Raw genomic sequence first — 13,183 nt, 5'->3', positions numbered from 1 at the left:
TCCTTTATTATTGTTCTTTGTACTTAGTGTTTGGCGCAGAAACTTGATATTCGAAACCACCAAGTAACATTGATAACTTGCTATTGACCTGATTCATATCGGTTATTAGGCGAGCAAGCTCCATTTGAAGAGCCAATTCATCGGTTGATGCAGTAATGACATCACCAAACTGAGCAGTATTGTTCTGATAGCCGCGCTCTACCGCTTCAATGCGGGCTTTAGACTGAGGTAATAAGCGCTCTTGGTAGCGCTGAATACGTTCAGTGAGATTCATTCTGTCCGTCATTAATGCGTTTACTTGGGCGTTCATTTGAGCGAGCAGCGTATCTTTTTGATATTGCGCTGCACCTACTTGGTATTGAGCGGCCGCTACATTTTTATCTTGGCGGTTGTCAGTGAACAAAGGGATATCCATAGTAAGATAGGCACTCAGCAAATCTGAAGCTGGCTCACCCTTCATGTTGTCAGATTGACGGTAGGCATACATCACCTCAACACCAAATTGTGGCGTGTAAGATTGTTCAGCAACCTCCACTTGGGTGCGATTGGCAGAGATGTTGGCGTCAGCCATTTGCGCCATAGGATGTTGGTTAAGCAGTGAGTAGTACTGGGTGTTGCTGGTTTGCTGCTCTAAAAGCGTATTCAAACGCGACCAGTCTAATTGATAGCCTGCCTGATTCGAATCAATGGAACGATGATTTAACCACTCTGAGCCTAGCCATTCTGATAACTGAGCTACGGCTCGATTTTGCATTTGTTGATTCGATTGCAGCTTTTCGTCGAGCTTGTTGACTTGAAGCTGGGTGTTAAGCAGATCTTGCGCTTCGCTCTTACCAATTGAGTAATTGGTTTGAATATACTGCTCCATCTCTACCATGAAACGTTGATTAGATTCAATCAACGTTTCTGCATATTGAAGGTAGCCCAGCTCCAACCATAGTTGAGTAATACTATTCGCTACTTCACGCTCACGAACTTGAACCTGATACGCCATACCATCGGCCTGTTGATTCGCTTTACGTTGGTTAAGATCTAACGTCGCACCACGTTCAAACTGTTGCATTAATCCAACAGAAATGTTCGTCATGGGATCTTCATCAAACTTGAATGAATCCACAGGTAAACCGCCAAAGCCCACCTTAAGTTTTGGATCCATGAGAGTCGAGCTTGCAACGCCCGTTTCACGCATCGCCTGTGACTGCGCAGCATATTGAGAGCGACTCGTATCATTTGCTAGAGCCGCTTCAATTAGCGCGTTCAACTGCTGTGTCGAAGCCACGATAGTTTGTGGAGTCGCGTTCGACCCCGTATGTGACAGGGCAGGCATTGCACAAAGTGCGACTGCAACCCCAAGACTCAGGGATTTAAATGCCCTGAAGCCGTTTAATTCAATACTCATTGTTGTTTATCCACGATAAAACAATATGGACATACCCCAACCTCTACCTTCCAGCAGAAAGAATTGAGAGCTAAATAGTTATGATAGTTGAATTAAACAGAGGGTGGACGCAGTAAGCTCTGAATACGAGTTACTGTAACGCCTATTTTGATTGGGTGACGCAGGGCTAAATCAGATTCAGATGTACTGATTAAGCGAGAAGATGAGAGTGGAAAAAATACGCTAGAACACACGCTTTTACAGCAGTCGCCACCAAATGTAGATGAGCTCTCGCAATGTATAGAACTATCGCTCTCTGTCATCTCCATCGATGGGCAGCCTATCATCGCATGATGGCTTGCTGTAGTCTCAGACATTTCCATCGAGTCATGGTGAGAAAGTTTGGGTTGAACTGAAGAGGACGATATTGGACTCATACCCATCATTGGCATACTTGAGACGTAGCTCGACATCAACATCGCTAAGATGCTGATAATCAAAATACTTGTTTGTCTCAAAGAGTTTGTCATGCGGTACCTTTTCACTTTGCATTCATAATACCTTATGAGAACTGATGAGCAATAGTGATATTAAAAATCTATTGGAGCTAAAGATTATTGAAAATAAATACGAATTCAGTTCGCTCATCCTTCGCATTGACTAAGATATCCCCGTGATGTGCTTTCATGATAGCCTTAGCTATAGGAAGTCCTAATCCAGCCCCAACACTTCCGTTATGGGCACGCGACTTATCTGAACGATAGAACCGTTCAAATATATAGGGCAAAGAGCTCAAAGGTATAGGCTCACCAACATTGCTGATTATCACCTTGTTGCTCGTTTCTGATTCGGAGATTACTACCGATATATCCGTATTATGGAAGCAGTGCCTCAACGCATTAGACAACACATTACCAAATGCTCGTTGAAGCATATCTTTGTCACCGAACAGAGTCGAGGAACCATCTAGGGTAAATCGAACATTTTTTTCTTCTGCCAACACATCATAATATTCAAGCAAAGGGTTGATTACTTCTCTCAACTCTAACTCTGCATCGGTCTTGTGCAGAAGCCTATTCTCTGATTTAGCTAGGTATAATGTATCTGAAATGGTCTTATTGAATCGCTCTAGCTCTTCGATGTTTGATACTAGAATGTCTTGATACTCTTCAACGGAGCGCTCTATACCAAGTGCCACTTGAGTCTGGGTCAAGATATTGTTCAACGGTGTTCTTAACTCATGAGCAATATCTGATGAAAACTCACTCAACCTGAGATAACCTTCTTGCAACCTCTCTAGCATTTCATTTTGAGAAATAATTAAGTTGCTTAACTCCTTTGGAAGTGAGTCACTTGGTATACGAATGCTGAGGTTGCTAGTATTCACTTGCTCGATATACTCTTTTAATTGTTTCAGTGGCTGTAACCCATTTCTAACAATGATTAATGCATAAGCACCCGATAAACTCAGTGTTAAAACTAATGTCCAAAATAGAATGGTATTTAGCTTGTCGAAAAACAGCTTGTGATGAGTCACATTCATTGCGAGCACGATCGCACCGTTTTCTACCTCAGGATAATCGAACTTAAAAGCATGAAAACGGTTGTTGCCTACACTCCATTCATATGAAGAGCTACCTATCAGCTCAGATGGAAGGTCAATAGCTTCATTGTTCGTTTGCACCACCTGTTGATTGTTTAATATCCAGGCTGAGATATCCCATGACTGGAACAAGTCTAGATCTCGCTCAACAGTACTTATTAAAGGAAGGAGTTTTGTTTCTAGGTGCCTATAGTCCTGCTCATTAAAATGGTTCTTGATAGCGTGTTGGATCGTTAAAGCAAACACGACTAAAACTACAAAAGAGGCTGTGACAAACATAAACACCAATTTGCGTGCAATTGATTGATTTAGTAATTTTTTCATTCTACGGCGTCATCAAGCTTGTACCCCATACCTCGCACGGTCTGGATAAGTTTGTTCTGATAAGGCTTGTCGATTTTCGTCCTCAATCTTTTCACTGCTGCATCAATGACATTCGTATCACTATCAAAGTTCATATCCCAAACAGCGGACGCTATCTGAGTGCGAGTGACAACTTGACCCCTCTTCGTAAATAAATATTCCAGCAAAGAAAACTCTTTTGCCGTCAGAGGGATCGTGTCATTGTTTCGAGTCGCCTTTCGTTTAAGTAAGTCGAGGCTCAAATCAGCAATACTTAGAACAGACTCAGTTTTGACCGTGGTAGTTTGGTGACGTAATGCATTTTTGACTCTTGCAAGCAATTCGACAAAGGCAAAAGGCTTAACAAGGTAGTCATTCGCTCCAAGTTCAAGTCCTTTCACTCGATCTTCAACCTGATCTTTAGCTGACAAAATAATGACAGGTGTAGATATTTCACTGCTGCGAAGTGTCTGCAATAACTGCCACCCATTCAACTTTGGTAGCATAATGTCTAAAACAATGAGATCATATTCATAAGTGGTCGCTAAGTACAACGCATCAACACCATCGGTAGATAGATCTACAGTGTAGCCTGATTCAATTAGGCCCTTTTTAAGATAAGCTCCAGCTTTCTCTTCATCTTCTACAACGAGTAATTTCATATAAGAAAAATGCCTTCATTTCCTTGGATGTTATACATCGAGCTTGTGATTATATGATGGGTTAGAAATTTGATTTTTCGTATTATTATCAAACAACAAAACGTTTTCTATGACAGACGTAACACCATTTCCTTCTTGTGACACACATAGAGTATCTAGTAATGCACCAACCAAACTCTGAGTATGGCTATGACCAATGAAAACATCTAGTTGGTAATGTGTATTTAAAGCATGGGTATCAATTAGGTTTGCATGACTTCCACGCCCTTGTACTTGATAAATCGTGAAGTTTCGCACCCCTTCCTCTGCGAGAACTGATTCAATATCCTCAAGCTTTTGTTCCTGAAATATTACCGAAATTTTATCAATCATAGTTGCTCCTTAGCTCCTAGAACAAATTGATGCTCTAGGAGCTCTGCTGAGATTAGTTGTTGCTATCTCGTTCTTGATAATGAACATTAAGATGTACTTTGGCTACATACTCTATCTGACCTTGATTATTCAATCTTTCCTGAACAGTTACATACCCTCCATCTTTCAGGTGAGTAGAATTTCGAGCACTACCATAAGTTCTTACAGGGACCAGAGCTGTACTTAAATCTCGCCCGCTCATATCCTCAAATTCTGACAGTTTTTCCAGCCCTAACGTGTATGCTTGCTGTTTAGAGCTCACGGCATCAATAGAGACAGTTTTATGATCAACTCGACTTACATAATTGCCACCGGAATACAATGGTTGTGCAAATGATGCGGCACTAGTAAGTATAATAGAGCTAGTTAATAGAGTTTTGACTAATAGATTCATTATTATTTCCTTCTCTGTTTGGATGCTCTTAGTTTATCTAAACCAGTGTGACCGTTTTCGGCACTCAAACATGACATTTTTGTCATATTAAGATTTAGGAGGGAGACAATCGATAAACTTTTAACCGCAATAAAATCAAGCAACCCCAAAAATAGCCTTGCAGTGATTGCGATGAATCCTGTGGCTCTAAACGATAAAGAGCCGCCCAGTTAGCTCTGGCGGCTCTTTTTTACTCGAAAAAGTAAAGGGGATCTCTTTTTCTGATTACGAATATTTCATTGGTTCAGCTACTCATCATTTTTTTGCACTCTTCTGGCATGTCTTCCATGTTCATGCTTTGCATCATTTGCATGTGTTCCATCATTCCTTCGTGATCCTTCACTTGATCCGTATGAGGTCGATTAGCATGTACTTTCTCATTTTGAACGGCATGGTGGTCTCGATGCTGATCATCGATGGAACTTGTTGCTAGCACTGGCATCGCAACTAGACCACTTAATAACACTGATACATATAACTTTTTCATAAAATCACCTAACCCTTACTTATGCTTTGAACTGTTGATTGTTTTCAATTTTTTCCACCGATTGCTCGTTGGCTTCGGAGCCTTTCTTTTCACTCGGCATCATCATCTTCATCATTAAACCATGCATCGCTAAACAGATGATTAATGGAACAATCGCACTACTAAGGTATGCCCAACTAAACATCTCTTGGCTAGAAGAGAGAATAAATAATGGAATACCCACCATTAGTAACGCGCATAGAACCATCATCCATCCATGACCTTTATGATGACCATTCTTGTGACAATCTGATTTTTTGCTTTTCATTCTCTTGCTCTCCAAAATAACTTTAACTCGTTTAACTGAGATTCAGTTTATCGCAACGTTTAGATCAGGAGTGGGGAGGGATTCATGACAGTTTTGTCATCTTAGCCCTTTAAAACTACCAAGCGATTGGCGTTGGACTCCACCGTAAAAGAAGAACGCGGATATTGCTGCTTCGGCAATGCTTAGCTCTACCGTCATACGGGGCTATACTTCACAATATAAATGGAGCTGTTGTGTTTTTTTATATCCACAAATAGCTTGAAAATCTGCCAACCACGAAACAAGTAAACATAACACGTGTACTTTGATTACAGATGAATCTGCACATTTCGTTACTGTTTGTTTTGTGTTCAAAGTAGAATACCAACCTGCCGGTAAAGAGCTAATCTACTCCAGTGATTTCAACTGCTATTTGGCAACAACTTGGTAAAGCTTGACCGTTCCTGATTAAGTTTTTCATTTTCGTTTAATCTTGTGCCTGCAATGAGCTTTAATAGCAAAAGTGTTTCCCGATATCAGTCAAGATTAAACGCTTTGAAGTGATCGAAAGCGTTAGAATAATTTATGGTATAGCGATTTTACAGGCATGACTGTGATGTTTTTATTTTTTGAAAATCAATGAGATAGAAAATTGTTATGATTGTTTCTTTGTTTGGGGACCTTAGCCCGATTAAGCAGGCTCAGTACTCTGTCTTTCAGACTGTCTCGCGCGGTCAATCAAAGTCCTGGCATCTGCCAGCACTACTCTTGTAGGCTTGGCACTAGACATTAAGGGTAGGCCCTTTTGCAGGTAATTGTAGGTGCTTTCTTTATCCTCATTAAGCAGCTGTTTCATAGTTAGTTACGTGAAGTTGGTTACCTTGATGATGGTGCACATTAAGTTCTGTTCTCAAGCTCGTTGTAATGGGTTCAAGGGTATTTCGCTAGAAGATGACATTTTTATCATCTTCACGTCATGTAGGCATCAGGTGTGCCTATCTATGCTGTCTCTATGTCAAAAGACAATCTAGGAAAAATTATGAAACAGCCCCAAAACCCGCTCAATCTGCCTCGGCGGCGCTTTGTACAAGGACTGGCTGCGGGTGGTGTAATTCTGGGTGTCTCTCCCATACTGGCTTCAGCCCGCTCACCCGTCCCCACTACGTTAAACGGCAGTGTACCCGAACTGTCCGGTACCGAGTTCGATCTGGTAATTGATGAAACCCCAGTCAATTTTACTGGCAAAGCTCGCATGGCTACCACCATCAACGGCTCCATTCCAGGGCCTACCTTGCGCATGCGCGAGGGCGATACCGTCACCATTCGCGTCACCAACCGCCTGAAGGAGCCTACCTCCATTCACTGGCACGGCATTATTCTTCCCTTTGAGATGGACGGCGTGCCTGGCATCAGCTTTGCTGGCATTCCGCCCGGCGAAACCTTTACCTACCGTTACACTCTGGAACAGAGCGGAACTTACTGGTACCACTCTCACTCGGGCATGCAGGAACTGACCGGCATGTATGGTGGCTTGATTGTGGAGCCAACTGATGCTGATTCCATCAGTGCCAATCGGGAACATATGGTGGTTTTGTCGGATTGGACCGACGAAAACCCCATGCGGGTGTTCGGCAAACTGAAAAACCAGGGCGATTACTACAACTTTAACCAGCCAACGGTGGTGGATTTCTTTCGAGACATGGCCAGTGTCGGCCTCAGCGCATCGCTGGAAAAGCGACAGATGTGGAACAACATGCGTATGAGCCCCAGCGATCTAGCTGACCTGTCCGCGGAAACTCTGACTTATCTAATGAACGGTACCACGCCCGCCGGCAACTGGACAGGGCTGTTCAAGCCCGGGGAACGGGTACGGCTGCGATTTATCAACGGTGCTGGCAATACATTTTACGATGTGCGTATTCCCGGTCTGAAGCTGACTGTCGTGCAGGCCGACGGTGTTAACGTGAAGCCTGTGATGGTGGATGAATTCCGTTTTGGACCTGGAGAAACCTACGATGTGTTGGTAGAGCCCACCGCCGAGGCTTATACTCTGTTTGCCCAGTCCATGGACCGAACTGGTTATGCCCGGGGAACCCTAGCTACCCGCAAAGGGCTGAGCACGATAGTACCGCCACTGGATGAACCTCAAGCCCTGACCATGGCCGACATGATGGGCAATATGGATCATGGTGCTATGAATGGTATGGATCACAGTGCCATGAATGGTATGGATCACAGTGCCATGAATGATATGGCGAGCATGGACCATGCTGCCATGACTAGTAGTTTGGCAGCCGCTAGCAAGGAAGTCCGTCACGCCCGCACCGAATATGGCCCTAGCGTCGATATGCGAGTCGAAATGCCGCGAACCAACCTTGATGACCCCGGTGTAGGCCTGCGCAATAACGGCAGACGAGTACTGACCTTAGCAGATCTGCGCACTCCTAGTGGCCCCATGGATCCTCGCCCACCCGAGCGGGAAATTGAATTGCATCTCACAGGCAATATGGAACGCTACACTTGGTCGTTCGATGGCGTCGAGTTTGGGGGATCCACACCCATTCATCTAAGCTACGGTGAGCGGGTGCGCGTCATCCTGCACAACGATACCATGATGACACACCCCATGCACTTACACGGTATGTGGAGCGAGCTGGAAAGCCCTAGCGGCGAGTTTTTGTGCCGTCGGCATACCATACCAGTTCAGCCAGCCCAGCGTATCAGCTTTCTGGTCACCGCCGATGCACTAGGTCGCTGGGCCTGGCATTGTCATCTGATGTTCCATATGGACGCGGGCATGTTCCGCATGGTGGTGGTGTCATGAGTAAACAGAGAGCGATGATGAAACATTTATTGGGCGTGTTGGCGCTGACCGCTTTTCCTGCTCTAGCCCAAGTAGATCACGGCGAGATGAAAATGCAAGGCGGACAACCGCCAGTCGATGCCCGTGATCCTCATGCTTACTCCGGCGGTTACAGTCTGGACGAAGGCCCTTATGCTCTACCAGGTCCTCGCCAACTGAAATTGGCCGACGAGCATCTGTTTTACGGGGTACTGGCTGACCGGCTGGAGCGGCTGGACAACGGGGATGACCAAGTGCTGGCTTACGAGGTTAACGCTTGGGCTGGCCGTGACTACTCCCGCGTAGTGTTGAGAGCGGAAGGCGACATTGAACACGGAAGGCTGGCCGAAGCGAGTACCGAGTTACTGTGGCGTCATGCCTTGACCGGGTTCTGGAACCGAGACTTAGGAATACGTTATGACGCGGGTCATGGCCCAGGCCAAGGCTGGCTGGCCGCTGGTGTGTCGGGTCTTGCACCCTACTGGCTGGAGCTGGGCGCTACTGCCTATCTAGGCTACGATGGCCAGACTGCATTAGTGCTGGAGGCAGAATACGAGATTTTATTTACCCAACGGTTAGTTTTGCAACCGGCCATTGAACTCACTGCTTATGGCAGTAACGATGCTGAGCGAGGTCAAGGCAGGGGGCTCTCGGATGTGGTGACCGGTGCCCGGTTGCGCTATGAGATAAGTCGGCAGTTCGCTCCCTATTTAGGCTGGGAATGGCAGGCTTCCCTAGGTGAACGCGCGAATCAACTCAGGGAAGAACATGAGGCAACTCAGGAAAATCGCTGGGTAGCCGGGATCAGGTTCTGGTTTTAAAGCGACAAAGACTAATTTTTATTTATTAGGAGTATTAACCATGAAAACTACGTTACTGGTTTTAATTCTGTCATTATTGCCCGGCCTAGCACTAGCCGCGGGTGAACATGGCCATCATGAAGGCAATAACTCTGCTTCCATCCAACAGAGCACGCATGGAATGGGCCGGCCCGGTCAGCCGGCCGAAGTCAACCGAACCATTGTGGTGGAGATGGGCGACGATATGCGTTTCACTCCTGCCACCATTAAGGTAAAGGTCGGAGAAACTGTACGCTTCTTTGTAAAAAATGCTGGCAAGCTTAATCACGAGCTGGTGTTGGGCAACCTCGCCATGTTGAAGGAGCATGCCGATATGATGCGTGACATGCCAGGCATGCAACACGTCGAAGCCAATATGCTGAACCTCAAGGCCGGTCAGAAAGGGGGATTAGTGTGGCATTTTGATCAAGCCGGCACTGTGGACTTTGCCTGCTTGATCCCAGGGCATATGGAAGCCGGCATGAAAGGGCAAGTTCAGGTTTCACAATAGCTAATAGACCTTCCTTTAGGAGGACCTGTTAGTATGGGGGACGCTAGTCTGAAGACTTCAGTGCAAAAGCAAGTCATCGGATTTATGCCGCTGAGGATACGGTTTGGTGGTGCGCCCTTCTGGAACGATAAAAACGACTCCAGTGCTCAAGAGGTAACGGCATCCCATCAGAATTTGTCTAAACTCGCCCTGCAGCATTCGTCATCCGGATGATATAGTGTAGCGCTTGCGGACGCAATCGGAGTTAGAAATGGAACCGGGCACTTAGCAAATAATGCCTGTCTTTTGTGGCATTCAAATCCTGTACAATTCCGCCCTCAGTCACCCACTGCTGATGAACCCGCTGTAATCCAGTAGCATCCCCCAATCGGGCCGGTTAGCTGGAGACAATCGATATTGCCAAGACACATCATAACGACCACTGGCGGGGCGATCTTCAATGCCCGCCTGGTACACGGCGTCAACATCAAATTCATTGCGAGCCTGAAAGTGTGTAAACACAAATCCGGCCTGGAAAGCTCCGTTTCGACCATTTTCAGTCGGAATAATGGCACCTCCAAGCAGCCCCAACCGACTGGTACCAGACCGACGGTCTTGCTGCCACAGGATATGCCGGTACAGGATCGATAAATCACCTTGCTGATCTGTACCGCCAGGTGACAATCGATAGGGTAATCCCAGTAATAAGGTTTGGTTTGCACTCAAACCGTAAGCGACATTAGCTGATAAGACATTGGTATCAACATCCTGACTGTGTTCATACACAAAGCGGACTACTGCTCCATCTTTTTCAACCGGTAGCGCCACTAATGATCGCAACCCCATGCCATGGACAGGTGCAACAGCGCTCAACAGACAGCTTAAACCCAGGACAGCAAGAACGTTATTCTTTGTTTTCTTCATCACTGATAACCGTGACTTTGACCGGCGTAAAACCCGCATCCAGTATAGCTTGCTTAATGGTTTCAACGTTCGGTGTATCGCCATCTGTTTCAAGGCGAACTTTGTTGGCTTTCAAGCTGACCTGAACCTTGAAAACCGAAGGCATAGCCGTTAGTTTACGCTCCAGACTATCGACACAAAAAGCGCATGTCATGCCATGGACCTCGACCTCAAGCGTCTTCGCAAAAGCAGTCTGAACCATCATCATCGCTATCGCCAATAACCTAAGTGTCAACCATCGTTTCATTTTACCCCCTCCTACCAGAAAGCCTGCCGAATCGGCAGTAGTAAGTAGCTGAAGAAAAATCCAATGCTCTAGATACTGACGCTGATCCAGAATATCCACCGATTCCAACGTTTGGTTTTCTGGCAGAGTGCTGCCAACGTCGGATCGGTAGGACACCTCTGATTCGGTCGCCAAATCATCCAGGCCAGAAACAACAGTAATAGTGCCGACAAACTTAAAGTCCCTAGCTTGTGTTCGGCAAGAAATAGTAACCCCGGAACGTTGTAGTTCAGGCTGGCCATCGCAGCACCAAACCCTAAAGACACCATCAGCACCGGTAAAGCACAGCATATTAAAGTGCTGCTGGTTACGAACAGGGTCAGCCATCGTATCCAGGATTTATCTGGCAGGTTACTCTCCACGGCAACACCCTCCCATAGACTCGGATGTGCCTTGAAGTTGGATCGGTGGACAAGGCACTGAGCCATAGGAACAGAAAACACAACAGTCCCCAGACTTCGGTTTAAGTAAAACATGGCAATTTGAGCATTCGTGAAACCACTGGCACGCATCCAGAGGCATGGTGAGTATTTCCTGATATCCACAATCTGGGCAGGTCAGTTCTGATTGCTCTACAAGGTCTTTCATCAATAATCGCCTGGTTCGTTGATAGATGTCTGTTAGTATAAAACCTATAGTTACTACAGGTTCAAGGTACAATGAAATGAATTCGCCCCAATTTTCAATCGGCCAGGTCGCCGAACGTGCTGGATGTAAGGTGGAGACTGTACATTACTACGAAAAAACCGGGCTGATGCCTGATCCGCCACGAACTGAAGGCGGCCATCGCGTATATGCCTTGTCGCATGTTAAGCGGCTCAATTTTATTCGCCGCAGCCGCGAGCTAGGATTCAGCATCGAGCAAATAAAAGAATTACTGAAATTCATTGATGAGCCAGACCACTATTGTGGCGAGGTGAGAGCAATGGCAATGTTACAAGCCAGAGCTGTCCAGCAGAAAATAGACGATCTGCAAAGGCTTAAAAAGGCATTAAATACGATGGTTAGCCAATGCAAAGGAAATCGTTATTCTATTGATGACTGTCCGATTATTGATGCGCTTTATGTAGAGAAATAGCGTGAGAGAAGGGTTTTACTGTAACTCGTCGTTTTCGAGGGTGCTCCACAGCCACAATGTGCAGGCTCGAGTTCTAGTCAAAAGGACTCGCGACAACGGTAATAGCCATGATGTTAAAACCATTGCCGCAATTATGAAGTGAAAGGAATTATCTCGCGGCAAATTATCGCTTTGTTTATGGATATACTAGAGCCTGCGACTCTGGTCCGTGATGCGTTGTTGAAACAACCCAATACGAGTCGAGATGCACCAAACATTCAATACATTGAGCTAATTATACTCCGATTAGGTGGCCTCTGAACCCAATCAATCTCGAATAGCTAATAATCTTGCCTATTCAAACTAGCGAAAACCACGCCAATTAGTTGTATTAGTATTGACACTATGATTATACACCTGAAAAAAAATCAATTTCCAAGTACAGTATACTGCCAAAATAGGTGATAAAATTTTCAATGAGTATGGCCTCTTGTAGCAATATGTACTACAAGAGGTGTAATATCGCATCTAATTATTACTGTCGCGTTCTTGATAATGTACTTGTAAATGGACTTGAGCGACATACTCCATTTGTCCTTGACTATTTAGCCTTTCTTCGACTGTGACATATCGCTGTTCTTTAAGGTGGGTTGAGTTTCTATTACTACCGTAGTTTCTAACTAACATAAACTCTGACTCGAGCTCTTTTCCGTTCATGCCCTCTAACTCTGCTAACTTTTCCGCACCTAATTTATAAGCGAGCTCCTTAGAGCTAGTTGCTTGTGTCAATACTGTTGCATGATTAACTCTACTCACGTAGTTACCTCCCGAATACAAAGGCTGAGCGACAGTCACTGCACTAGTGAACAAAATAGAGGTAGTCAGAAGAAGCTTGTTAAGAGTATTCATATGTCTTTCCTTTTTGGTGTTGATGAATTCAATTTAGCACCTTCGTTCTGACTCTATTGGTATCCATTTATGACATCTTAGTCATAATTGTAACTCCGACCACGTTTCCTTTATTAATACGTAAGACAAACTCAACTTAAACTAATGTAGAGGCGTCTGTCGAAAGTTACACCAATAAGCTGTAGAACCTGAATT

At 45.2% G+C, this 13,183-nt stretch carries 16 protein-coding genes; 4 read left to right on the top strand and 12 right to left on the bottom strand.

All coding sequences use genetic code 11. The annotated features are described in order from the left end of the window. Positions 1–7 precede the first annotated feature (7 nt). From R7044_RS07990 to R7044_RS07955, 8 genes are all read right to left on the bottom strand, one after another. Positions 8–1,399: a TolC family protein gene (locus R7044_RS07990; protein WP_025767037.1), complete on the bottom strand. Its 1,392-nt coding sequence runs from the start codon at positions 1,397–1,399 to the stop codon at positions 8–10. Positions 1,400–1,491: 92 nt separating this feature from the next. Continuing rightward, positions 1,492–1,908 (bottom strand): hypothetical protein, encoded by a 417-nt coding sequence (locus tag R7044_RS07985; protein ID WP_155396151.1) that lies wholly within the window; start codon positions 1,906–1,908, stop codon positions 1,492–1,494. Positions 1,909–1,985: 77 nt separating this feature from the next. Continuing rightward, positions 1,986–3,305, bottom strand: a complete 1,320-nt coding sequence (locus R7044_RS07980; RefSeq protein WP_054963216.1) for a heavy metal sensor histidine kinase — start codon at positions 3,303–3,305, stop codon at positions 1,986–1,988. Then, the gene (locus R7044_RS07975) at positions 3,302–3,985 is read right to left on the bottom strand and encodes a heavy metal response regulator transcription factor (RefSeq protein ID WP_054963217.1); all 684 of its coding nucleotides are present in this window, start codon (positions 3,983–3,985) and stop codon (positions 3,302–3,304) included. Before R7044_RS07975 ends, R7044_RS07980 begins: the two co-directional genes overlap by 4 nt. Positions 3,986–4,015: 30 nt before the next feature. Beyond that, positions 4,016–4,357, bottom strand: coding sequence for a P-II family nitrogen regulator (locus R7044_RS07970; protein ID WP_054963218.1), 342 nt, complete (start codon positions 4,355–4,357; stop codon positions 4,016–4,018). Between the two features lie 52 nt (positions 4,358–4,409). Next, positions 4,410–4,790, bottom strand: a complete 381-nt coding sequence (locus tag R7044_RS07965; protein ID WP_054963219.1) for a DUF3316 domain-containing protein — start codon at positions 4,788–4,790, stop codon at positions 4,410–4,412. Positions 4,791–5,073: 283 nt separating this feature from the next. Then, the gene (locus tag R7044_RS07960; RefSeq protein WP_054963220.1) at positions 5,074–5,316 is read right to left on the bottom strand and encodes a hypothetical protein; all 243 of its coding nucleotides are present in this window, start codon (positions 5,314–5,316) and stop codon (positions 5,074–5,076) included. A 19-nt stretch (positions 5,317–5,335) separates the two neighbouring features. After that, positions 5,336–5,623: a hypothetical protein gene (locus R7044_RS07955; protein ID WP_054963221.1), complete on the bottom strand. Its 288-nt coding sequence runs from the start codon at positions 5,621–5,623 to the stop codon at positions 5,336–5,338. A 1,018-nt stretch (positions 5,624–6,641) separates the two neighbouring features. Here R7044_RS07955 and R7044_RS07950 point away from each other — a divergent pair. The 3 genes from R7044_RS07950 to R7044_RS07940 are packed head-to-tail and all read left to right on the top strand — an operon-like array spanning position 6,642 to position 9,794. Further along, a complete protein-coding gene (locus R7044_RS07950) occupies positions 6,642–8,426 on the top strand; it encodes a copper resistance system multicopper oxidase (protein ID WP_054963222.1) in 1,785 nt (594 codons plus the stop codon). Next, positions 8,423–9,265, top strand: a complete 843-nt coding sequence (locus R7044_RS07945; RefSeq protein WP_225455465.1) for a copper resistance protein B — start codon at positions 8,423–8,425, stop codon at positions 9,263–9,265. The genes R7044_RS07950 and R7044_RS07945 overlap by 4 nt, the downstream gene beginning before the upstream one ends. A 40-nt stretch (positions 9,266–9,305) precedes the next feature. Then, positions 9,306–9,794: a plastocyanin/azurin family copper-binding protein gene (locus R7044_RS07940; RefSeq protein WP_054963223.1), complete on the top strand. Its 489-nt coding sequence runs from the start codon at positions 9,306–9,308 to the stop codon at positions 9,792–9,794. A 321-nt stretch (positions 9,795–10,115) separates the two neighbouring features. Here R7044_RS07940 and R7044_RS07935 read toward each other — a convergent pair whose 3' ends face one another. From R7044_RS07935 to R7044_RS07925, 3 genes are read right to left on the bottom strand one after another with little or no spacing between them, the layout of a single operon-like run. After that, the gene (locus R7044_RS07935; RefSeq protein WP_212756285.1) at positions 10,116–10,697 is read right to left on the bottom strand and encodes a hypothetical protein; all 582 of its coding nucleotides are present in this window, start codon (positions 10,695–10,697) and stop codon (positions 10,116–10,118) included. Then, positions 10,678–11,349 (bottom strand): heavy-metal-associated domain-containing protein, encoded by a 672-nt coding sequence (locus tag R7044_RS07930; protein WP_202816233.1) that lies wholly within the window; start codon positions 11,347–11,349, stop codon positions 10,678–10,680. Before R7044_RS07930 ends, R7044_RS07935 begins: the two co-directional genes overlap by 20 nt. 24 nt (positions 11,350–11,373) lie before the next feature. Continuing rightward, the gene (locus R7044_RS07925) at positions 11,374–11,610 is read right to left on the bottom strand and encodes a GDCCVxC domain-containing (seleno)protein (protein ID WP_074181691.1); all 237 of its coding nucleotides are present in this window, start codon (positions 11,608–11,610) and stop codon (positions 11,374–11,376) included. Between the two features lie 76 nt (positions 11,611–11,686). Here R7044_RS07925 and R7044_RS07920 point away from each other — a divergent pair, with 76 nt between their 5' ends. Next, the gene (locus tag R7044_RS07920) at positions 11,687–12,100 is read left to right on the top strand and encodes a MerR family transcriptional regulator (RefSeq protein WP_054963225.1); all 414 of its coding nucleotides are present in this window, start codon (positions 11,687–11,689) and stop codon (positions 12,098–12,100) included. A gap of 507 nt (positions 12,101–12,607) precedes the next feature. On the opposite strand, the gene R7044_RS07915 is transcribed toward R7044_RS07920, so the two are convergent. After that, on the bottom strand, positions 12,608–12,988 hold the full coding sequence (locus R7044_RS07915; protein WP_054963226.1) for a DUF3316 domain-containing protein: 381 nt from the start codon (positions 12,986–12,988) through the stop codon (positions 12,608–12,610). Positions 12,989–13,183 lie beyond the last annotated feature (195 nt).

It is taken from the genome of Vibrio sp. 1402, from assembly GCF_033340275.1.
Note: the sequence above shows the minus strand (reverse complement) of the source record. Positions and strands in the feature narration are given on the sequence as shown.

Excerpts from the sequence above, each read along its gene's own strand:
- R7044_RS07990 (WP_025767037.1), bottom strand. The coding sequence starts at position 1,399 with ATGAGTATTGAATTAAACGGCTTCAGGGCATTTAAATCCCTGAGTCTT.
- R7044_RS07985 (WP_155396151.1), bottom strand. The coding sequence starts at position 1,908 with ATGACAAACTCTTTGAGACAAACAAGTATTTTGATTATCAGCATCTTA.
- R7044_RS07980 (WP_054963216.1), bottom strand. The coding sequence starts at position 3,305 with ATGAAAAAATTACTAAATCAATCAATTGCACGCAAATTGGTGTTTATG.
- R7044_RS07975 (WP_054963217.1), bottom strand. The coding sequence starts at position 3,985 with ATGAAATTACTCGTTGTAGAAGATGAAGAGAAAGCTGGAGCTTATCTT.
- R7044_RS07970 (WP_054963218.1), bottom strand. The coding sequence starts at position 4,357 with ATGATTGATAAAATTTCGGTAATATTTCAGGAACAAAAGCTTGAGGAT.
- R7044_RS07965 (WP_054963219.1), bottom strand. The coding sequence starts at position 4,790 with ATGAATCTATTAGTCAAAACTCTATTAACTAGCTCTATTATACTTACT.
- R7044_RS07960 (WP_054963220.1), bottom strand. The coding sequence starts at position 5,316 with ATGAAAAAGTTATATGTATCAGTGTTATTAAGTGGTCTAGTTGCGATG.
- R7044_RS07955 (WP_054963221.1), bottom strand. The coding sequence starts at position 5,623 with ATGAAAAGCAAAAAATCAGATTGTCACAAGAATGGTCATCATAAAGGT.
- R7044_RS07950 (WP_054963222.1), top strand. The coding sequence starts at position 6,642 with ATGAAACAGCCCCAAAACCCGCTCAATCTGCCTCGGCGGCGCTTTGTA.
- R7044_RS07945 (WP_225455465.1), top strand. The coding sequence starts at position 8,423 with ATGAGTAAACAGAGAGCGATGATGAAACATTTATTGGGCGTGTTGGCG.
- R7044_RS07940 (WP_054963223.1), top strand. The coding sequence starts at position 9,306 with ATGAAAACTACGTTACTGGTTTTAATTCTGTCATTATTGCCCGGCCTA.
- R7044_RS07935 (WP_212756285.1), bottom strand. The coding sequence starts at position 10,697 with ATGAAGAAAACAAAGAATAACGTTCTTGCTGTCCTGGGTTTAAGCTGT.
- R7044_RS07930 (WP_202816233.1), bottom strand. The coding sequence starts at position 11,349 with ATGGCTGACCCTGTTCGTAACCAGCAGCACTTTAATATGCTGTGCTTT.
- R7044_RS07925 (WP_074181691.1), bottom strand. The coding sequence starts at position 11,610 with ATGAAAGACCTTGTAGAGCAATCAGAACTGACCTGCCCAGATTGTGGA.
- R7044_RS07920 (WP_054963225.1), top strand. The coding sequence starts at position 11,687 with ATGAATTCGCCCCAATTTTCAATCGGCCAGGTCGCCGAACGTGCTGGA.
- R7044_RS07915 (WP_054963226.1), bottom strand. The coding sequence starts at position 12,988 with ATGAATACTCTTAACAAGCTTCTTCTGACTACCTCTATTTTGTTCACT.